The organism is Ectobacillus sp. OTK, from assembly GCF_059698935.1.
On record NZ_AP048547.1, the window covers coordinates 369121 to 388760 of the forward strand.

A 19640-nucleotide genomic window follows, 5' to 3' on the forward strand; every position below is an offset into this window, starting at 1 on the left:
TGAGAGGGGTTTGCTGTTCATTTGAAGGAAGATGGGAGAGAGTTGGCTTGAGAAAATGGGTGCTGTTATCTGTTTCAGCCATTCTGATGTCAGGACTGATTGCTTGTTCGAACCAAGATGGCAAGAAGACAAGCAATGCTTCAAATACGAGTTCATCCATGAGCAAAAGTAGTAAGACGGGAGATGTGAGGGAGGTAGTTTGGAATCAACTCCCACAAGAACGGAAAGACCTCATACGGGGTACATGGAGAGATGCAGAAGTGTCTACTTTTGTTTTAACAAAGGATACAATTAAGAGCTATCCAATCAAGGACACATCTTACATGGGCAGAGAAATTCAAGTTCTTTACTTTACAACGAACGAGAAGAAGGCACCGAACAATATGCTCGTTTACGCCGACAAAGAGACGTTGAAAATTATCGGATACGGAGTTCGAGAGTAGCCTGTTTCAACTGCCAATAACGAATCTTATGTTAACTAATCTCAAAGGAGACAGATAAATGGGGAACGACTTTTACTGTGAAGAAGTTTTCAGTGGAAAAACAAAAGTAAAAATCGTACTTGAAACAGAACATGTATTAGCATATCATCATACAAACCCTTATTATGAAGTCCATATTGTAGTTGTGCCAAAGAAACATATTGACTCATTCCTAACTTTAAAAGATAAAGACATATGGGAAGATTTATTATGTGTTTTACAGCAGGTTGCTTCGCAAGTAAAAGAACAGCATGGAGCATGCCGGATTATCACAAACCTTGGAGAATACCAAGATTCTAAACATCTTCACTGGCATGTAGCATATGGAAAAGTTTTAAAATAATTCAACAACTACCGATAAACTTGATTGTATGAACACAAGAGCCCTCTGCTTGGATCTGGAGGGCTTTTATAGGTTTCTAGATACATTGACTCCCGATAATGTCGCGTTATGTTAACCGCACATGTATAGAATATACATCCGAATCTTCATAACAATCAATTCTTCCAAATGGTACAATAAGGAAAAGGAGGGGAACCATGAGGAAATTATTATGGGGATTCAGTCTGTTTGTTGTCATTGTAGTGTTGGGAGGATGCTCGGCATCTGTAAACAAAGAAACAACAGTGAAGTCCGAAGACAAAGCTGTACAAGATGTTGAAGTGAAGGGACAGAATCTAACAGATATTACGAAATTGGCTACACCCGACCAGCTTGTGTATTTGCACAATGGCGTGGAAACGGTCTATAAAAGTAATAACAAGAGATTCGAACGAATCATTCAGCTCAATAACGCCAGACAAACAAAAACACTAGGTGTACTCAAACTGATAATTGACGACAATGAGATTGCAAAGCAGGGGGATTATCTCATCTATAAGTACACAAAGACCCATTATGCTCCTGTCTATTTCAAGCTGGTTCCATCGCCTGATGAAAGATTGGAAAACTGGGTAATGAATAATTATGGTTCAAACAACGTACCATCAGATGAAAAAGATGACCCATCCAAAATTGAAATCTATGGACATCTTGCACCTGCTGATGAACTACTGGAATATCTAAACATTAAATATTAACTGCCAATAACAAATGTTATGTTAACTGACAGCCTTAGGGCTGTTTTTTAATATCATTTCTTAGGAACATCAAAAAGACTTCTTTTTCATGAGGTCTATGGTTTAAAGTTCATTAATCCCAGGAATTTTCTTATATTACCTTCAAATGTTAAAAAATGTGGTCTGTTTTCATCGTCAAAAACCATTAAATATGGTTCCTCTTGACCTGAAAATATGATTGTTACTTCATCTACAAGGTCATTAAACCATTGGTTTCTAACCTTAATATTAGGTTCTAAAGGAATTCTTATCATAAATCCTTTATTTGGAATAGGATTGTATTTAACATATACACCTGTTATGCTTTCAAAAAATTTCTCTACCTCTTGCTGTAAATTAGTGTTCATTTGTAAAACCTTTATTACCTTACCTTTATTTATATCGAATATTTGTATTTGCTGATTAGTTTGAGCAATCCCATTTGTTGAAATTAGTTGGAAAACAAAAATACATACTAATACCTTTTTAATCACTTCAACCACCTCAAAAGTATTGTCCCCTAAAAAATAAAGTGGTATTAGTAACTTTTGTTGAACTAATTGAATCTTTTAATTGAACAAGAAACTAAGAATTTTTAACTTCCGATTTCGAGGATTATGTTAATACGCTCCCTCCAGATCGCTTAACTGGAGGGTATTTTTTATAGTTTTTTAGATACATTGACTCCCGATAATGAGATGTTATGTTAACCTGACATGTATAGGGTATACAGGAAAATTTTTCTTTAGAAAATTTCTATTTCTACATGATACAATTTATGACAGTAATTACTAAAAAGGAGAATTTATGAAGAAAAAAGTTTTAATTTTCATTGCACTCTTAGTAGTATTAGTTGGAATTTTCCCTCCAATATTAGCACCCGTTGTTCACAGTAACGATTCAGCAAGATCAGCATTCCGAGAAATGATCTATAAGTCCGGACACCCGTATCAAAGTTTTTTCGCTCTTATTTTCAAGGGTGACTATGAAGATAAAGAATACGGACAGCGATATAATGTATACTGGTTTGATTATGATGATCCAACTGGTGAGATGATGGCTCCCATCTGTTATGCTAAAAAATTAGAAAATGGGAAATATGAAGTTTCTTGTGGTACCGGACCTTAAAATAAATACAATTAATACATATATTTACAAAAAATATGAAAACTAAAACCCTTCAGACAGCTTTAACTGAAGGGTTTTTGCTAGTCTCTTAAATACATTGAATTCCGATAATATGTTAACCTCACGTGAATAGAATATACATTTTGCTTTACCTTTATTGGTAATATTTTCTCACCATTTTCTAATCATCCTGTTATCTTCTTATCATTTAATGCTCTTATTATGAGATTAAGTTTAATAAAAGGGGCGAAATCCTAATTGAAAAAATGTATGTTTACTAAGAAAATTCATCTATTTTTAACTATTTGGTTATTACTGATTATACCCGTTATCAATATATCTCTTTATTTATTATTTTATAAAATTACAACGGACGATAAATTGGATCACATTCGTTTACAGACTGAAACTATTGCTGAAACATTGAAGCCTGTTATGAATCACACGGATGTATCTGATATTAGTGTATCTGATATTTTAAAAGCACGTTTACCATTGAATGGAATGATTCGTATCGTAGATAAGGACTCAAACGTGATTATGACAGTTACAAAGGAAACAGAACTATTAAATAAACCTATGTTTAACAGTTCTCAAACAACTGAAGTGAAATCCATCAACGGGGTCCAGTACGCTGTTGCACATCTTCCTATGACATGGAAAGATGGAAATATTGTGACATTAGAAGTGATAGAAAGCTTGGCATCCATACAGGAAAGCATGCGGATACTAAAACTTGTTTTAATTGCGGCTTCACTTGTTGTTTTTATCTCTTTACTTCCTTTCATTTTTAACAGGAAAAATACTAAGTGATGCGTGGTCATTTTCTATATCGAGAAGTATGTGAATTAGCAATACCTCCAGATCACTTAGCTGGAGGGTATTTTTTATAAGTTTTTAGATACATTGACTGCTGATAATGTCGGATTATGTTAACTAGGTTTGTATAGGATATACACTCTTTACTTGGGATAAAATAGATTAAAAAGGAGGAAAACTTTGGTTATAAAATTTACATTACCTGCCCTTTTATCAATTATGATTTGGATTATCTATAAGATACTCTATTACAGGTTAGGCAAAAATGAATTTAAACTGTACGGGGAATTGCTCTCTACTTCATGTTTTATGTACATCGTAGGGATAATCAGTGTCACTATTTTCCCTATATCAATAGGTATTCCCGATTTTCATCCAATGGAGAGCAACTTTATTCCTTTTGCAAGCATAAATCAATTGCTGTATCATTCTTATTTTATGGTTCCTTTACGTAATATAGGGGGAAACATTCTGCTGTTTATACCTTTTGGCATTCTAATACCAATGAAATTTGAAAGATTAAGTAAAGGTTTTAGAATAATAGCATTAGGTTTTTTAAGTTCGTTAACAATCGAATGTATTCAGTTAGGGCTTCTTTTTAGATCATTTGATATTGATGATATCATTTTAAATAGCTGCGGTACATGTATTGGACTTCTAATCTATAAAGGAGTTACTTCGGCTTTTATAGACAGGCAACCTGATAAAAAAACATCTAAAGGATTTTGATTTAACTTCCTGTAACGGCAATTATGTCAACCAGCCCTTTGACGGGGTTGTTTTTTTAAATTTCCTTTGCACGAAATGGTTTCATAACTTATTAGTATTGACACCGCATTAATACCCTAACAATATCAACGGTTCAAATGGTGTCATTACTAGGTGTTATAAATCAATGCTGAAAACAGTGCCTAATTAGTAGCTATTAGTACATAAATTCATCGGAGGCGATTCGCTGCGGCGGTTCGTTTTTTATTAGGTCCAGTATTAATGTTTGTTGTAACCAGGGCAAAGTAGACAGTACCAATCAGATAATATTTCTACTTTGCCTTACTTGTTATTTGTTCTCCTTAGTTATCCTTCTGTATCTTTCGATACAGAGTCATACGAGAGATACCAGCTTTCTCTGCAGCATCCGTACGATTCATTCCTTGATCTATAAGATATAAGGCATAATTAACCTTTTCCTCATCGGTTTTCGGCCTTCCAGGAAGCTTTCCTCGTTTCTTTGCAGCTAAAATCCCTTCCTTTGTCCGTTCAGAGGTTAAATCCCTTTCGAATTGTGCAATTCCAGAAAAAATAGTAAACAGCATCTTTCCATGCGCTGTTGTCGTATCCAGCCAAGATTCCTTTAAGCTCTTGAGGTGAGCTCCTCGTTGCGCGACTAGCTCCGTGATTTCAATTAAGTCCTTCGTAGAACGGGATAAGCGAGTTAAGTCCGTTACGACTACCGTATCACCTTCCCTTAGAAATTCTAACATATGGTTTAACTCCGGCCGCTCTCGTTTTGTTCCGGTTACCTTTTCAAAAAAATATCTCTTTTACGGTACATCCAAAAGAAAAGGTTTCCATTGTGGGATATAGCGGCTCAGAAAAAGCGACAATCGCTTATTTATTATCCCGTCTCTATCAACCATGCGAAGGTGACATATATATTGACGAAGTCAATCTTAAAGATATTTCATCAGAAGAAATACCGAAGCATATTGGGCTCATATCACAGGAAGTATATCTCTTGCACTCCACTATACGCGAAAATATTCTGTTAGCTAAACCTGATGCGACTAAAGAAGAAATGATCAAAGCAGCCAAAGCAGCCTATATCCATGAGAAGATTATGAGCCTGCCGGACAAATATGAAACCGTAGTAGGTGAAAGAGGCTATAAGCTATCAGGCGGGGAAAAACAACGGATCGCTATCGCCCGTGTGTTTTTGCAAAACCCTTCAATATTAATACTAGATGAGGCTACATCTTCATTGGATACACATTTTGAAGAGCTGATACAAAAGGCGATCGAACGCCTTGCTGAGGAGAGAACAGTTATTTCGATTACCCATCGTGTAGCAAATATTAGCAGCAATAATAGAGTCATCGTTGTATCAAATGGAAAAATAGTTGAATCTGGGTTTCCAGAGGAGCTATTGCAAAAGCAAAGTATATTTGCCCAGCTGTGTAAGCAAGCTTATCCACCTAATACAGAAGCAAGCAGTTTTTGAGTAATCTGGGCTTTCATTTAATATTTGGAGTGAAGGAGGGCTACGCTTGAAAAAAATTTGGTTTAGAACCTTTATAATTTCAGCAGCCATTATGATTTTCTTTATAGGTATGTTTATCAGAGAAAAAAATATGAGAGTGAAATTGACAGATCAATATATTGAGAGCCATATGAAAGACGCAACAAGTCCTCCTTCAACCGAAAAACCGAGGGAAAGTGCAGCAAATAATGAAACTATCTCAGGAGGATTAACAAGTTTATGCCTAAAATTTTCATGGCCACGATCGGTTTTTTGTTGTCTTTATATTTATTGATCAATAAGTGGAACCAAAATTCTTATCTGTATTGTCCTTCCAATGGATGTGAAAAAGTCGCCTTTAGTTCTTATTCGGAATTCATAGGCTTGCCAATCCCGCTTATAGGTGCATTAGGCTATTTAATAATTATTAACATGTTGGTTCTAAAAAGGAATAGTCTAAAATTTGCAGGCGCATATTGGTTGACTACAGCTATAGGTTTTTTATTTTCCTCATATTTGATCTATATATCAATTTTCAAAATTAAAGCTATTTGTTTCTGGTGTACAATCTCATTTCTCATTATAACGTTTCTATTCTCCAGCGCCACGATAGATCTTCATAAAAAGCGGAAACATTATACATTTATTGATTCATAAAAGCTGTCCATATATAAATTGGACAGCTTTTACATTTTCAATCTTCGCGTAAAGTTTTAATTAAATCCATTTTTGAAATCCAAATAGATGGGAAGAGAGTTGATAGAGCACCCATTAATGGGCTTGCAAACAATCCAATGAGAAGAAGCGGGATTGGAAGAATGTAGTGCTCTGCTTCTAAACCTGCCAAAACGTGATAGCCTAATGCCACTCCTGTAATGATGCCGACGATCCCTCCGGACACCGTTACTATGATCCCCTCCAATAAAGCTAAGCGAACAACTTGTTGTTTTCTGCTTCCAATAGCTCTTAGCACCGCAAATTCACGCTTTCTTTCTTGGAGGCTGCTTGCCATGCTATTCATTAAGCCTATGAATGCAATGGAAGTCATTAAGGTAACAACAATGAGAAGAATGAGCATCCGCTGCATCGCTTGGGTTTTCAGCTTTTGGAGTTCTTGTGCTCTGTCGTATAAAACAGTATTAGAAAAGCTTGGATTTTTCAAAAGGGTTTCAACTTTATTTTGAATATCTTTTGTCTTGTCTTTCTTTATTATGTTGTATTGAATTTGTTGTATTTTATTGATATGAAAATACCTTTCTAAATTTGTGGCATCGGTATAAAGTTTATATTCATCATCAGGAGCTAGCGGCATATTCTGGATAATCCCGACAATCTGAAATGAATGCCCTTTATCGCCTTGTAATACCTCGTCATACCGTCCGATTTGTATCGTATCCCCTAATTTATACCCTAAATCTTTCATATCTTTTGTTATGACAACACCATTATTGCGCAGGGCATTTTGGTCAATTGTTCCTTCCAGTACATGGATAGATTTAAATTCAGCTACTGTTTCCATGTCCATAGCCCCTAAATTAAGATGCGCTTGTTGTTGGCCATTCACCTGAAATAGTTGACCTTTCCATTTCCTTGCATGATCTTGATCCAAATTTAACGTAAGCCCAAAAACGGATGTAGGGACTGCAATAGATTGTATCCCGTCAAATTTTTTCACTTGATCGGCCAGCTCCGCGGAAAATCCAGGTTCAAGTGATGATTCGCTCGAGAGAATTGTATAATCAGTGAGGCGCTCGCTTCGAATTGCTTGTTCCGCTTGATGAACTATAGAACTAAACAACATATATCCTGTAAATCCAATTGTAAGAGCTAGGACTAAGATGCTTGCAATTTGAATGTTCCGTTTCATTTGTCGTAAAACATTCTGTCCCGAAATGTATCCTTCTGAACCTAATATTGGTTTTGCAATCAAAGTGAATAATTTAACCATAATCCGTATTACGAGAGGAATATTCAGAAACATGGAAATGAAAAATATTCCTCCTGTCAGCAAGTACACCCAATTTGGTCCATTCAAATAAAAATAATTTGAAACCCCAATCAAGAACGATAGGATAAGAAGAGCTAAACCTACGATTGTAATCCACGGATTCAAGCGTTCCGATGCTTGTTCACTTTGACGATAGGCTGCAATCTGCAATCGGAGGAAGCTTCATTGCACTGTAAGCAGGTACGATACCAGCTAAAATCGTTAAGAATATCCCTGCAATTGCACTGATAATAACTGAATTCCACGGGATCATAATCTCGGATATGTGTACATTCATGATCTGTTCGACAAATCCCTTAGACAAGGATGCCGCTTGTGTTCCCAATCCTACACTTACTGTAGAAGCTAAAATACCGATGATCAGCGATTCAACTAAAATTAATGTAAAGAGTTGGGCCCTTTGGGCTCCCAAGAGCCATAAAGTCGCAAGATCTCTTTGCCACTCTTGTATGGCCATTTGCAGCGTACTGATTACAATCAAAAAGCTATTAGATAATAGCTTAATAAGAAACTTGAAAAAAATAATAATTTTCAGCATTATTTATTCGCTGCTTACCTCGTACACTTTTACTTGGAACATTCATACAGATGTAAAGCTAGCAATTAATATATTGCTGCACATCATGATTTTCATGTATGTATTTAAGATCAGCTTACATTTTAGTATACTCATATCCCTACTTCGTGCCGTTCTACAAATAACAATAGAAAGTATTATCGTACTGTTAATTTTAAAGGTGCAAGATATAGACATTGTTAAAATACTATTGCCATTTAAATTCAGTATTGCCATCTCTTTATACGCGATTATCATTATAGGGACCGTCACAATCTTTAAAAAAAATATTTCTTTGAGAAAAATATTGGACACCGGCAACCTGAATAGCAACTTTATTATAACAGCCATCACGTTAATCCTTGCTCAAATTTTTATAGTATTATTAGGAGTATTAGTGAATTTTGAGGATAATGAAGGAAGACGTGCATTAACTTATATAATGGTATTGAGCACAGTCTTAATTATGTTCAGTCTCATATTCGCTGTAGTTAGGTTTTGCAAAAAAACAGAAGAGCGGATACATCTCCTTTCCGAAGATGTATACCTCAGCAATTTACAAGAGTTAATTACTTCTTTCAGAAGCCATAGGCATGATTATTATAATCAACTTCAGGTTATATACGGGTTATCAAAACATAAACAATATAAAGACTTAAATGAGTATATTGAAGCCTTGTTTCAAGATATTTGTGTAACAAACAATCTATTAAAGTTAAAGCATAGAGCACTGGCATCACTGTTACAAGCAAAATTAGAGGTATCTAAAATACATAATATTAACTTTCATATCGATACAACAGAGGATATACCCTTTACTAAAATGTTGTCTCATGAACTTATACAAGTTGTAGGAAATATTATAGACAATGCGTTTGAATCAGAAATTGCTTCTGAAAAGGAAAATAAATATGGTTCATTAAAAATAGACCATCTACTGGAATCTTTTTTAGTAATAGAGATTAAAAATTCCAACTCTTATATAAAGGAGGATAAGCTGGATAAGATATTTACTGCCGGCTATTCTACCAAGCTAAATCATCAAGGAATTGGATTATATACAGTCAAACGAATTTTAGAGAAATACTGTGGATATATTGAGTTAACGAGTGAAAAGGAACATGGGACAACTTTCCGTTTGTTCATTCCCACTTCAGGGGATTAATTTCCAAATTTATTTTTGCCCGGCTTCGGTGCGGATATAAAAATCTGGCTTATCCTATAGCAATTGAACAATTAAAAAAGGAGAAAAGCATACCTGATGGTATGCAACTTAGACAACAGAAGTACTTGAATAATATAGTGGAGCAAGATCATCGCTTTATCAAGAAACGAGTCCGTTCTATGCTAGGATTCAAAACGTTTCGAACAGCCGAACAGATCATCTGTGGAGTGGAAGTGATGCATATGCTGAAAAAAGGACAACTTCACCAAGGGGTGAAGTCTGTCCAAAGCGAGATTGAATTCATACATAAATTATTTGGGATAGTATCATAATTCACAGATGAAAAGGATATTGGGGTCCTATGTTTCTAACAAATCATATTTGCACCAGAACCTTTTACCCTGTCTACTATTTGGGGGCTTGACCAAGCGATCTGGAGGGGATTCGTATTCACATAATCTTCGATATAGGAAGTTGGTTATCTCTTATCACTTACCTACGATTTACCACATCTTCTTGCATCTGTTCTTCCGCTCTCTGCTTTGTCTTACGTATGAATATTGCAAGTAATGTACCAAAACAGAAAGAACCAGCAGCTACTGAAAGAAGTGTGAATTCAACAGTCCAAGTCCTCACTAAGAAATAAATGCCCATCACAAGATATATGATGATTCCAATTTTCGGAAAAGAAATCCTATGTAAGGAGTATTGCAGAAGTAATCCTAATGGTAGGGACAATATAAACAAAAATAAACCATAAAGACTTAGAACGAAAACAATGTCCATTTGTACATATCCCCCTCATTTTTTAGAAAATCCCTCCCGTTCGGAGAGAGGCTGTATTTCTTGCTTTATCTCTAATTCACTTTATTCTGACTGGTTTTCAATATTTCTTTTAATGTTGAATGGATATTATTAAGACTAATCAAAATGATTCCTAACATGACAAAGGTGACAACTTCACGTGTGATAAAAGAGACAATTCCAAGTGTAAGGAAATTATGAGAAATTACACATTGCTAAATAGAAATTCGCCCTTCGTACCACCACTCTATAAATACTTGCAGAGAGGGAGCAACCCATGTTCGGCTATCATTTTCATGATTCCAGACATAGATGTCATGGTTTTCAATCAGTCCATTTAATACACGATAGCCAAAGAAATCTCCATTTCCAGCATCCGAAATAAATAACAAGGAGTCAAACGGCATATATATATCCTTAAAGATTTCTTCACTACGCATATTGTAATTCTCTTTCTGAATCTGGTCTGTATCCCAGACAAGAGATAAATTGTACTCACTGTACTCGATTCCATTTGTTTCACGAAGAAGGTCTTTCAATTCGTCCGGAAGTTTAACTTGAAACATATTTTCAATTTTTGCTATCGCAGCTTCTGTTGCGGGTGGATTAAACTTGCAATCTGTTGCGATGCTTTCAATAAAGTTCCTCCACTTCATTTGGAATCTCCCTTTGTTTCGTTTCTTTTGATTTATCCTTTTACGGATGTCTACATAGGCTAACAGCAGAATAATAAGAATTACTCCTGCAACAATGATATATTGCAACGGTGAATTCCTCCTTAGTATTTACTTGAAAAGCGAAACCCCTCCTCGTTTGAAGAGAGGCTTCACAACTCTCCTATTGTACCATCTGGAAGAAGTGATTTGTTATAAAAATTGGATGTATATTCCATTCGTGTTAAGTTAAGTCGGGTAAGCGAGGGGCATCTCTGCCCCTCGCTTACCCGACTTAACTGGAAATGTATAGAACATGCAGCATTCCTTTTTAATAAAATGAACGGAACAGGTTTTCTATTTTTCATGTAGAATAACTTTTACTTATAAAAAGGTTTAGGAGATTCTCTTAATGGAAATTAAAAATGCTAAAGTAGAAAATTACCAAGTTATTACTGAATTGTACGAAGACCTAATAAAGGAGATTTGTGAGAAAACTAGTACCCCATTAAATTTACCATCACAAGCTTACTCATCAGAACTATGTAAGCATTATTTAGAGAGTGGAATTTATACCGTATTTATAGCTGAAGAGGAAAAGCAAATTATCGGATTTGTATCACTATGTCCAAGTTACTCTCTGTATGCAGGTGGAGAATTTGGAATTATTCAGGAATTTTTTGTGCGTCCTAAGTATCGTTTAAACAATATAGGTTCAAAACTATTAAGCTCAGTAATTGAATTCGGGAAAAAGAAGGGTTGGAAACGTATAGAGGTTGCTACGCCACCTTTACCACAGTTTGATAAATCATTTATGTTTTATAAAAATAATGGGTTCGTAGATGGAGAAGGAAGAAAAATGAAATTGATAATTCAGTAAATCCTTTTTATCTAACAGTTATTAATATCAAGTAAACTATATGTATTTACCTCCGCTTTCAGATTTTATGTTAACTTGACATATGTAGGCTAATTATATTTAGCTTACCTGATTCATTATAAAAACAGGGAGGAGAATTACAACGATGACTCACGTGTACGATAAAGCAAAATGGCACTATGATGGGGATTATCCCAAAGAACTAAGTATTGATCAGGCCTTTGTACATACAGGTATGTATCTGGGATGGATTATTGATAATCAACTATACAGCGCAAAGTTTGAAAAAGAGGCTGCAGCTGATATTTTAAAATTTAAAGAAAGAAAACTTACTGGAACTCAGGTTTATATGAATTGGGCTGGTGTGTTAGCTAATGATATGTTAAATAAAGAAGGTAATGAGTTTTCCGAAACTTATTATGAAGAAGAGTATGTTTATGACTATGTAGAAGTTGTAAATGCCGACCTGCCAACTTTATACCATGTTCAAGATACCTGGGAAAACTATGAATTGATAAAGAACAGAATAGATGAAACATATAAAATATGGAAATCTAAAAAGTAATTAATTTCACTTCCGCATTCGAGAATTATGTGAACAAGCAGCCCTCCAGGTCAACTTAACTGGAGGGCATCTTTATAGGCTTTTAGATACATTGAATTCCGATAATGACGGGTTATGTAAACCTCGCATGTATGGAATATACATCTAATTTTTATAACAAATCGCTTCTTTCGAATGGTACAATAAGGAAAAAGGAGGGATTATCATGTTTGTACTTGTTGAGGCAGTTGTGTTCTTTGCCATCGTATTTGTTCTTAATCTCTTAGTAAACACATACTTCCAAAAGGTCAAACGTCCAATTCACAATCTGTTGTACATCTCCTTGGCACAAACATTTGTTGCGGGTGTTGTAGCATATTTGGCTGGAGAATTTATTTAAAATACGCACAGACTTTCCTAGAATGGCGGGAGGGGGTTACCGTAATGGAAAAGAGGAGGATGGGGTTATCATGATAGAGATTTTAATATTGTTGGTATTACTTTTTATGTTATATGAACTAATTAAAACAAAGAACGAACTTAGGTTCTTAAGAAATGATATAAAACGTATATTAGGGGAAGAAGACAATTAGATAAAGGGGATTAATAATGGAAAATGTAACATTATGGTTAGCATTTAGTGGAGGATTTCTGTCTTTTATTTCTCCATGCTGTTTACCGCTTTATCCTTCGTTTTTATCTTACATAACGGGAATGTCTGTAAATGAGCTTAAGCAAACACAGACTACAATGGTGAATCTACTCGTAGTATTACATGCTTCTGCCTTTTTACTGGGTTTCTCTATAATTTTTTATATATTAGGGTTCTCAGCAACTTGGATTGGACAAGCTTTTGCAGAATATACCGATTTAATCCGTATGTTAGGCGGCATTTTTATTCTTATAATGGGACTTTTTTTACTAGGATGGATTAAACCAACCTTCATGATGAGAGAGTTTCGTTTGCCATTTAAAAAAGCAAATACTAGTTTATTAAACTCGCTCATAGTAGGAATGGTATTCTCAGCTGGTTGGACCCCTTGTATTGGTCCGATTTTTTCTAGCATTATTGCAACAAATATGATGGAACCAGATGCTGCAACAACATTTCTAAATGTTAGTGCATATTCATTAGGGTTTTCCATTCCATTTCTTGTGATGGCATTTCTCATTGGAAAAATTCGATTACTTACTAAACATTCCAGCTTATTCATGAAAGCTGGTGGTATGTCTATGGTCGCATTAGGAATCCTTCTTTATACAAATAAGATGACATATATTAATGTTTGGTTTTCTAGTTTGACAAGTTAACAATTAAAATACGAACTTCCGCTTTTTATGTCAACTAACAGCTCTAAAAAGGGCTGTTTTTCGTTTCTTAGCGTATAAAACCCGCGAAATGCCGTCAGTAGCCCTTATAGCTCTTCTTTAAACAATCGTTGCTGTCGGAATCAAAGAATATGTTTTCAACCGACCTCTCATTTCTAACTTCCCATCTCTTCCCACGGTGTTGTATACGTGCGCTAAGCAAGATGCAAAAGCAACAGCATCTGCGAGAACAACCTTTCCTATTGTGCAATATGTGGAGAAAAATAGCATGAATGTTTGACATTCTGTCTAATGAACGCCGTAGCTTTGTCAGGGATAATGGAAAAAAGAGGATACTAGTTTGTGAGGGGGAAGCATATGACAGCTATTCAAAATGATACGGTTGTGCTGAAGAACTTCATTAACGGGCAATGGGTAGAAGCGAGCGGGAACGAGGTATTGGAGGTGCCAAACCCGGCAACAGGAAAGGTTTTGGCAAAGCTGGTTATTTCTACGAAGGAAGATGTACAAAAGGCGGTACAGGCAGCGGATAAAGCCTTTCAAAAGTGGAAGAATGTCCCTGTCCCGAAGCGTGCACGCATTTTATATAAATACCATTATCTATTGACGGAGAATCATGAAGAGCTGGCACGGCTCGTTGTACAGGAAAACGGAAAAGCGTACAAGGAGGCGTACGGGGAGGTGCAGCGCGGCATTGAGTGCGTTGAATTTGCGGCGGGAGCACCAACCTTAATGATGGGTGAAGCATTATCAGGCATTGCTGAAGAGATTGATTCTGAGATGTTCCGTTATCCGCTCGGTGTTGTTGGCGGTATTACACCGTTCAATTTCCCGATGATGGTACCCCTTTGGATGTTTCCGTTAGCGATTGCATGTGGTAATACATTTGTGCTCAAGCCCTCTGAGCGTACCCCCATTTTAGCTAACAAGCTTGCCGAGCTGTTTGCGGAGGCCGGAGCACCAGCAGGTGTGTTAAATGTTGTTCATGGTGCGCATGACGTTGTAAATGGCTTGCTTGAGCATGAAGATGTCAAGGCGATTTCATTCGTAGGCTCGCAGCCGGTTGCGAAATATGTGTATGAGCGCGCGGCGGCAGAGGGAAAACGAGTTCAAGCTCTATCAGGGGCAAAAAATCACCATATCGTCATGCCGGATGCTGATATGGATAAAGCGGTGCAGCATATTATCGCTTCAGCCTTTGGAAGTGCGGGTCAGCGTTGTATGGCCTGCAGCGCCGTTGTTGTTGTCGGCGATAATGATAAGTTTGTGAGGGTGTTAAAGGAGAAAGCGGATGAGCTTATTATCGGAAACGGAATGGATGATGAAGTGCTGCTTACGCCGGTTATTCGCCAATCTCACCGAGAAAGGGTAATGAATTATATTGAAACTGGTGTGAAAGAAGGAGCGATTCTCATCCGCGATGGCCGTAAGGAGATGGATGAGATGACAGAAGGGACTTTTTTAGGACCGACAATTTTTGATCACGTTACCCCTGAGATGACGATCGCAAAGGACGAAATTTTTGCCCCTGTTTTAAGTTTACTTCATGCGGATGACCTTGATGAGGCTCTTGCGTATATTCGAAAGTCACGTTATGGAAACGGTGCAACTATTTACTCAAAGGATGCAAAAGCAATCCGCCAGTTCCGTGAAGAGGCGGATGCAGGCATGCTCGGCGTAAATGTCGGGGTTCCAGCGACAATGGCATTCTTCCCATTCTCCGGCTGGAAAGATTCCTTCTATGGGGACTTGCATGTAAACGGAAAAGACGGCGTAAATTTCTTTACACGTAAAAAAATGATTACATCCCGTTTTGATTTTTAAGAAGGAGAGGTCGTGACGATGGTGCAAATTGATCAAGGACAAAATATATTAGCGAAGGATTCGCAATATCTTTGGCATTCTATGAAGCCGTACAATCCGGATGCAACAATGGTTGTAACGAAGGCAGAAGGGGCATGGATTACTGACCATACAGGGAAGCGGTATTTGGATGCGATGGCCGGCCTTTGGTGTGTGAATGTCGGCTATGGACGGGAGGAACTTGCGGATGCGGCGTATGAGCAGCTGAAATCGCTCGCGTATTTTCCGCTTACGCAAAGTCACGTACCTGCCATTAAGCTTGCGGAAAAATTAAATGAATGGCTCGGGGATGAGTATGTTATCTTTTTCTCCAATAGCGGCTCGGAAGCAAATGAAACGGCATTTAAAATTGCGCGCCAGTACCATCAGCAAAAGGGCGAGCATACACGCTATAAAATTGTATCCCGTTATCGTGCGTATCACGGCAATTCAATGGGAGCGCTGGCGGCAACAGGCCAGGCGCAGCGAAAATATAAGTATGAGCCTCTTGCGCCGGGATTTCTCCATGTTGCGCCGCCGGATAGCTACCGCAGCAATGAGGATGGAAAAGAGCCTTGTGAGATGGAGTCTGTCAAAGCGATTGATAACATTATGACGTGGGAACTGAGTGAGACGATTGCGGCGGTCATTATGGAGCCTATCATTACAGGGGGCGGTATTCTCATTCCGCCTGATGGCTATATGAAGGGTGTCAAGGAGGTATGTGACAAGCACGGGGCTTTGCTGATTGTAGATGAAGTTATTTGCGGTTTTGGGAGAACAGGGCAGCCGTTCGGTTTTATGAACTATGGCGTAAAGCCGGATATTATTACAATGGCAAAAGGTCTTACGAGCGCATATTTGCCGCTTTCGGCAACAGCTGTAAAGCGTGAGATTTATGAAGCGTTTAGCGGAACTGAGGAGTACGATTTCTTCCGGCATATTAATACGTTTGGAGGCAGCCCGGCATCGTGTGCACTTGCGTTAAAAAATTTGGAAATCATGGAGCGTGAAAATTTATTTGAGCGCTCCCGTACAGTTGGTGCTCAGTTGCTTGGAGAACTAAAGGAAGCGTTAAAGAATCATCCGCTTGTTGGCGATGTACGCGGAAAAGGTTTATTGATCGGGGTTGAGCTTGTCCAGGACCGAACTTCAAAGGTACCGCTTGATGTAAATCTTGTAAATACAGTAATTTCAGCGTGTAAGGAAAATGGCTTGATTATCGGTAAAAATGGTGTAACGGTAGCTGGTTATAATAATGTGTTAACGTTGTCCCCTCCGTTAAACATTAAAGAGGAAGATTTGCAGTTCCTTTTAAAAACATTCACGGAGGCGCTTGAGACGATTAAGTAAACGTGTATGTACACAAGCGGTGCTTGCAATAGCTGTTTTCGTTGCGAGTGCCGTTTTTTAAAAGATAGAACGTATAACTTTTTAGGGGACACTGCCTAGCTCCTGTGACCTGCTTGCTGTGGGGAAAGGCCTCTGCCCGCCGAGGCAAAAGGGCCGCGATGTGCAGAGAACTGTCCCCACAGCAAGCAAACCGGGCCATGTCTGCTTCTTTTAAAACGTAAAAAGATTAGCTTGTATAAGGGATTCCTTCTGGAACGTATGTCCGTTTTTCAAAAAAAAGGAGGGCTTTTAGGATGAGAATCGGAGTGCCAAAGGAAATTAAAAATAACGAAAATCGCGTATCACTTACGCCTGCCGGGGTAATTGATTTGAAGCAGTCTGGTCATGAGGTATTTGTAGAAACAGGTGCCGGTCTTGGTTCTGGATTTTATGATGAAATGTATAAGGAAGCAGGAGCTATCATTGTACCGTCTGCCGCCGATGCTTGGGCTTGTGAAATGGTAATCAAGGTGAAGGAACCAATTATGCAAGAATATCAATATTTTTACGATGGGCTCATTTTATTTACGTACTTGCATTTAGCAGCTGACCAAGCGCTAACAAAAATGCTTATGCAAAAAAATGTAATTGCGATTTCCTATGAAACTGTTCAGCTTGCAGATGGCTCTCTTCCGCTTCTTACTCCAATGAGTGAGGTAGCAGGAAGAATGGCGACGCAAATTGGTGCGCAGTTTTTGGAACGTTCTAAGGGTGGAAAGGGAATTTTGCTAGGCGGTGTGCCGGGTGTAAGAAGGGGAAGGGTAACCATTATTGGAGGCGGTGTTGTCGGGACGAATGCGGCAAAAATTGCAGTTGGACTAGGTGCTGATGTCACGATTTTGGATGTAAGTGCCGCACGTTTACGGGAGCTTGATGATATTTTTCATAATTCTATTACAACACTGATGTCCAATCCTTACAATGTAAAGCAGGCCGTTCAGGAATCTGACCTTGTCATCGGGGCGGTATTAATTCCGGGGGCAAAGGCACCAAAGCTCATTTCAGAAGACGTTGTCTGTTCAATGGAGGAGGGCTCAGTCATTGTTGATGTTGCGATAGACCAAGGTGGAATTTTTGAAACGGTAGATAGAGTGACAACTCATGATGCACCCACATATACAAAGCATGGTGTTGTTCATTATGCGGTTGGTAATATGCCGGGAGCTGTGCCTCGTACGTCTACTGTTGCGCTTACGAATGTGACAGTGCCGTATGTGCTTCAGATTGCGAATAAAGGATATAAGCAGGCTTGCTTGGAAAATGCTGCTCTTATGAAGGGGTTGAATGTGATAAACGGCAGAATCACATATGAGCAGGTTGCGCTTGCCCATAGTATTCCATTTATAGAAGGGAATCAAACAGCTTAATACGTGTTCCTTATGTCAATTTTCTTGTATTAAGGATTAAGCATACACGATAAAAACGGCAGGGGGTTGTACCCTTTGCCGTTGCTATGCTTGGGAGTAAAGCATCATTTTAGGTCAAAAGCAGATGAATACGATATATATATAAAATTTTTCTATCTTTCTTTACTCTGTGTGGTAAAATTAGACAGATTCGAGTGTTTTTCTGTTCCTCTCGTACTTTTGGTACAAATCATAATGTGCGGTCTTAGTATATTGGTGCTGTTTATCCCCGCCGCAATATTTGCATGCCAAAAAGGAACACAGCCAGTAAGTGTTACGAGAGGTTTAGGATATAAAAGAAGCTACAGAAAAAGAAGGGCAGGAGACTAATTCTAGATGGAGAATACTATTGCTATTATAGGAGGTACCGGGAAGGCAGGGAGATTTTTAGCAGAAACAGCGATCAAAAAAGGTTATGCAGTTCGTATGCTCGTCCGAGATCCAGAAAAGGTACCGGTAATCAGCCGAAATATAAAAATTGTGAAAGGAGATGCCCAAAATCCCGACTCAATTTACTCTCTGCTTGCCGGGTGCGAGGCTGTTATCAATACATTTGGACAGCCTATTAGAGATACACCTTTGTATAGCGAGATTACAAAGCTAATCATTACTGTTATGAAAGATATCGGAATTCGAAGGTATATTGGAGTAACAGGAGGTTCCTTAAATGTAGACGGAGATAAGAAATCATTAGTAAATCGATTAGGTGCTATTGTCTTTCGTATGATGTATCCTGAGATGATTAAGGATAAGAAGAAAGAACTTGCTATTCTCCAAAGAAGTGATATAGATTGGACGCTTATTCGATTACCGTTTATACATGAAAAAAACATTGATAAAATTACAAAGGAAAGCTTATTTGACATGCCTGGATTAAGAATTAGCAATCGTAATATTGCAGATTTTTTGATTAATCAAATTTCAGATCCTAAATACATACATAAAACACCATTTATAGCAGGCTAGATTAACTAAAAGCAGGTATTTTTACGGATACATTTCTAACACAAAACCTCTCCTGGTGAATTGGAGAGGTTTATTTGTTTATCTAAGTAAATTTATCTAATATCTTCTAATTTTTTTTAATTCATTTAATCTAATAATGAAAACGTTTGAAATTTGGCTGGGAATTTCAAAATAGTTTTACTAAACTAAGTAGTTGAGGGGGATGATAGAGGAAGCATTTCTTGCACTTTTGATAAGATAAAATAATAAAACGTAATATATTTACTTATTTTTAGTAAATATATTGGAGGTGAATAACTTTTTATTAGGGAAAAATCTCTTATTTTAACTGT

General features: G+C 37.5%; 22 protein-coding genes and 2 pseudogenes. 19 read left to right on the top strand and 5 right to left on the bottom strand.

Annotated features, from left to right (window positions below):
- Nucleotides 1-47: 47 nt before the first annotated feature.
- The 3 genes from AC6HZ4_RS01900 to AC6HZ4_RS01910 all read left to right on the top strand — a co-directional run bounded on the left by AC6HZ4_RS01900 (nt 48) and on the right by AC6HZ4_RS01910 (nt 1562).
- Nucleotides 48-443 carry a hypothetical protein gene (locus AC6HZ4_RS01900; RefSeq protein ID WP_497493347.1) on the top strand — a complete coding sequence of 132 codons (396 nt, stop codon included), beginning with the start codon at nt 48-50 and terminating at the stop codon, nt 441-443.
- Nucleotides 444-501: 58 nt separating this feature from the next.
- Entirely contained in the window at nt 502-825 is a 324-nt protein-coding gene (locus AC6HZ4_RS01905) for an HIT family protein (protein WP_497493348.1), read from the top strand.
- Between the two features lie 197 nt (nt 826-1022).
- Complete coding sequence (locus tag AC6HZ4_RS01910; RefSeq protein ID WP_497493349.1) at nt 1023-1562, top strand: hypothetical protein; 540 nt, start codon at nt 1023-1025, stop codon at nt 1560-1562.
- Nucleotides 1563-1657: 95 nt separating this feature from the next.
- On the opposite strand, the gene AC6HZ4_RS01915 is transcribed toward AC6HZ4_RS01910, so the two are convergent.
- Complete coding sequence (locus AC6HZ4_RS01915; RefSeq protein WP_497493351.1) at nt 1658-2074, bottom strand: hypothetical protein; 417 nt, start codon at nt 2072-2074, stop codon at nt 1658-1660.
- A gap of 313 nt (nt 2075-2387) precedes the next feature.
- Here AC6HZ4_RS01915 and AC6HZ4_RS01920 point away from each other — a divergent pair, with 313 nt between their 5' ends.
- The 3 genes from AC6HZ4_RS01920 (at nt 2388) to AC6HZ4_RS01930 (ending at nt 4256) form a co-directional block, all read left to right on the top strand.
- A complete protein-coding gene (locus tag AC6HZ4_RS01920) occupies nt 2388-2708 on the top strand; it encodes a YjcN family protein (protein WP_497493352.1) in 321 nt (106 codons plus the stop codon).
- 258 nt (nt 2709-2966) lie between these two features.
- Nucleotides 2967-3521, top strand: coding sequence for a hypothetical protein (locus tag AC6HZ4_RS01925; RefSeq protein ID WP_497493353.1), 555 nt, complete (start codon nt 2967-2969; stop codon nt 3519-3521).
- A 186-nt stretch (nt 3522-3707) separates the two neighbouring features.
- The gene (locus AC6HZ4_RS01930; protein WP_497493354.1) at nt 3708-4256 is read left to right on the top strand and encodes a VanZ family protein; all 549 of its coding nucleotides are present in this window, start codon (nt 3708-3710) and stop codon (nt 4254-4256) included.
- A gap of 341 nt (nt 4257-4597) precedes the next feature.
- Here AC6HZ4_RS01930 and AC6HZ4_RS01935 read toward each other — a convergent pair.
- Nucleotides 4598-5068, bottom strand: a pseudogene (locus AC6HZ4_RS01935) (recombinase family protein); the annotation flags it as partial.
- A gap of 32 nt (nt 5069-5100) precedes the next feature.
- Here AC6HZ4_RS01935 and AC6HZ4_RS01940 point away from each other — a divergent pair.
- Genes AC6HZ4_RS01940 through AC6HZ4_RS01950 form a run of 3 tightly spaced genes read left to right on the top strand, consistent with a single transcriptional unit; the run spans nt 5101 to nt 6420 of the window.
- On the top strand, nt 5101-5745 hold the full coding sequence (locus tag AC6HZ4_RS01940; RefSeq protein ID WP_497493355.1) for an ABC transporter ATP-binding protein: 645 nt from the start codon (nt 5101-5103) through the stop codon (nt 5743-5745).
- A 46-nt stretch (nt 5746-5791) separates the two neighbouring features.
- Nucleotides 5792-6058, top strand: a complete 267-nt coding sequence (locus tag AC6HZ4_RS01945; RefSeq protein WP_497493357.1) for a hypothetical protein — start codon at nt 5792-5794, stop codon at nt 6056-6058.
- Nucleotides 6019-6420, top strand: a complete 402-nt coding sequence (locus AC6HZ4_RS01950; protein WP_497495566.1) for a vitamin K epoxide reductase family protein — start codon at nt 6019-6021, stop codon at nt 6418-6420. Before AC6HZ4_RS01945 ends, AC6HZ4_RS01950 begins: the two co-directional genes overlap by 40 nt.
- 37 nt (nt 6421-6457) lie before the next feature.
- Here AC6HZ4_RS01950 and AC6HZ4_RS01955 read toward each other — a convergent pair whose 3' ends face one another.
- Nucleotides 6458-7921: an ABC transporter permease gene (locus tag AC6HZ4_RS01955; RefSeq protein WP_497493358.1), complete on the bottom strand. Its 1464-nt coding sequence runs from the start codon at nt 7919-7921 to the stop codon at nt 6458-6460.
- On the bottom strand, nt 7893-8309 hold the full coding sequence (locus tag AC6HZ4_RS01960) for an ABC transporter permease (protein WP_497493359.1): 417 nt from the start codon (nt 8307-8309) through the stop codon (nt 7893-7895). The genes AC6HZ4_RS01955 and AC6HZ4_RS01960 overlap by 29 nt, the downstream gene beginning before the upstream one ends.
- A gap of 415 nt (nt 8310-8724) precedes the next feature.
- Here AC6HZ4_RS01960 and AC6HZ4_RS01965 point away from each other — a divergent pair, with 415 nt between their 5' ends.
- Together AC6HZ4_RS01965 and AC6HZ4_RS01970 are read left to right on the top strand one after the other, a co-directional pair.
- Entirely contained in the window at nt 8725-9492 is a 768-nt protein-coding gene (locus AC6HZ4_RS01965; protein ID WP_497493360.1) for a sensor histidine kinase, read from the top strand.
- 38 nt (nt 9493-9530) lie between these two features.
- A pseudogene (locus AC6HZ4_RS01970) lies at nt 9531-9824 on the top strand (DDE-type integrase/transposase/recombinase); the annotation flags it as partial.
- A 687-nt stretch (nt 9825-10511) separates the two neighbouring features.
- Here the strand turns inward: AC6HZ4_RS01970 and AC6HZ4_RS01975 are convergent.
- On the bottom strand, nt 10512-10952 hold the full coding sequence (locus AC6HZ4_RS01975; RefSeq protein WP_497495567.1) for an SMI1/KNR4 family protein: 441 nt from the start codon (nt 10950-10952) through the stop codon (nt 10512-10514).
- A gap of 409 nt (nt 10953-11361) precedes the next feature.
- On the opposite strand from AC6HZ4_RS01975, the gene AC6HZ4_RS01980 reads away from it, so the two are divergent.
- From AC6HZ4_RS01980 to AC6HZ4_RS02015, 8 genes are all read left to right on the top strand, one after another.
- Nucleotides 11362-11829 (top strand): GNAT family N-acetyltransferase, encoded by a 468-nt coding sequence (locus AC6HZ4_RS01980; RefSeq protein ID WP_497493361.1) that lies wholly within the window; start codon nt 11362-11364, stop codon nt 11827-11829.
- 145 nt (nt 11830-11974) lie between these two features.
- On the top strand, nt 11975-12394 hold the full coding sequence (locus AC6HZ4_RS01985; protein ID WP_497493362.1) for a DUF7832 domain-containing protein: 420 nt from the start codon (nt 11975-11977) through the stop codon (nt 12392-12394).
- A gap of 205 nt (nt 12395-12599) precedes the next feature.
- The gene (locus AC6HZ4_RS01990) at nt 12600-12773 is read left to right on the top strand and encodes a hypothetical protein (RefSeq protein ID WP_497493363.1); all 174 of its coding nucleotides are present in this window, start codon (nt 12600-12602) and stop codon (nt 12771-12773) included.
- A gap of 209 nt (nt 12774-12982) precedes the next feature.
- Nucleotides 12983-13684, top strand: a complete 702-nt coding sequence (locus tag AC6HZ4_RS01995; RefSeq protein ID WP_497493364.1) for a cytochrome c biogenesis CcdA family protein — start codon at nt 12983-12985, stop codon at nt 13682-13684.
- 375 nt (nt 13685-14059) lie between these two features.
- Nucleotides 14060-15526, top strand: coding sequence for a CoA-acylating methylmalonate-semialdehyde dehydrogenase (locus AC6HZ4_RS02000; protein ID WP_497493365.1), 1467 nt, complete (start codon nt 14060-14062; stop codon nt 15524-15526).
- 18 nt (nt 15527-15544) lie between these two features.
- Nucleotides 15545-16897 (top strand): aspartate aminotransferase family protein, encoded by a 1353-nt coding sequence (locus tag AC6HZ4_RS02005; RefSeq protein ID WP_497493366.1) that lies wholly within the window; start codon nt 15545-15547, stop codon nt 16895-16897.
- Between the two features lie 293 nt (nt 16898-17190).
- Nucleotides 17191-18303, top strand: a complete 1113-nt coding sequence (ald, locus tag AC6HZ4_RS02010) for an alanine dehydrogenase (RefSeq protein ID WP_497493367.1) — start codon at nt 17191-17193, stop codon at nt 18301-18303.
- A gap of 375 nt (nt 18304-18678) precedes the next feature.
- Nucleotides 18679-19308, top strand: coding sequence for an NAD(P)-dependent oxidoreductase (locus AC6HZ4_RS02015; RefSeq protein ID WP_497493368.1), 630 nt, complete (start codon nt 18679-18681; stop codon nt 19306-19308).
- Nucleotides 19309-19640: the final 332 nt, after the last annotated feature.

Bases quoted from the DNA above. Each gene is read 5' to 3' on its own strand.
- AC6HZ4_RS01990 (WP_497493363.1), top strand. From the start codon at position 12,600: ATGTTTGTACTTGTTGAGGCAGTTGTGTTCTTTGCCATCGTATTTGTT.
- AC6HZ4_RS01910 (WP_497493349.1), top strand. From the start codon at position 1,023: ATGAGGAAATTATTATGGGGATTCAGTCTGTTTGTTGTCATTGTAGTG.
- AC6HZ4_RS02015 (WP_497493368.1), top strand. From the start codon at position 18,679: ATGGAGAATACTATTGCTATTATAGGAGGTACCGGGAAGGCAGGGAGA.
- AC6HZ4_RS01960 (WP_497493359.1), bottom strand. From the start codon at position 8,309: ATGCTGAAAATTATTATTTTTTTCAAGTTTCTTATTAAGCTATTATCT.
- AC6HZ4_RS02005 (WP_497493366.1), top strand. From the start codon at position 15,545: ATGGTGCAAATTGATCAAGGACAAAATATATTAGCGAAGGATTCGCAA.
- AC6HZ4_RS01995 (WP_497493364.1), top strand. From the start codon at position 12,983: ATGGAAAATGTAACATTATGGTTAGCATTTAGTGGAGGATTTCTGTCT.
- AC6HZ4_RS01920 (WP_497493352.1), top strand. From the start codon at position 2,388: ATGAAGAAAAAAGTTTTAATTTTCATTGCACTCTTAGTAGTATTAGTT.
- AC6HZ4_RS01980 (WP_497493361.1), top strand. From the start codon at position 11,362: ATGGAAATTAAAAATGCTAAAGTAGAAAATTACCAAGTTATTACTGAA.
- ald (WP_497493367.1), top strand. From the start codon at position 17,191: ATGAGAATCGGAGTGCCAAAGGAAATTAAAAATAACGAAAATCGCGTA.
- AC6HZ4_RS01985 (WP_497493362.1), top strand. From the start codon at position 11,975: ATGACTCACGTGTACGATAAAGCAAAATGGCACTATGATGGGGATTAT.
- AC6HZ4_RS01975 (WP_497495567.1), bottom strand. From the start codon at position 10,952: ATGAAGTGGAGGAACTTTATTGAAAGCATCGCAACAGATTGCAAGTTT.
- AC6HZ4_RS01950 (WP_497495566.1), top strand. From the start codon at position 6,019: ATGGCCACGATCGGTTTTTTGTTGTCTTTATATTTATTGATCAATAAG.
- AC6HZ4_RS02000 (WP_497493365.1), top strand. From the start codon at position 14,060: ATGACAGCTATTCAAAATGATACGGTTGTGCTGAAGAACTTCATTAAC.
- AC6HZ4_RS01905 (WP_497493348.1), top strand. From the start codon at position 502: ATGGGGAACGACTTTTACTGTGAAGAAGTTTTCAGTGGAAAAACAAAA.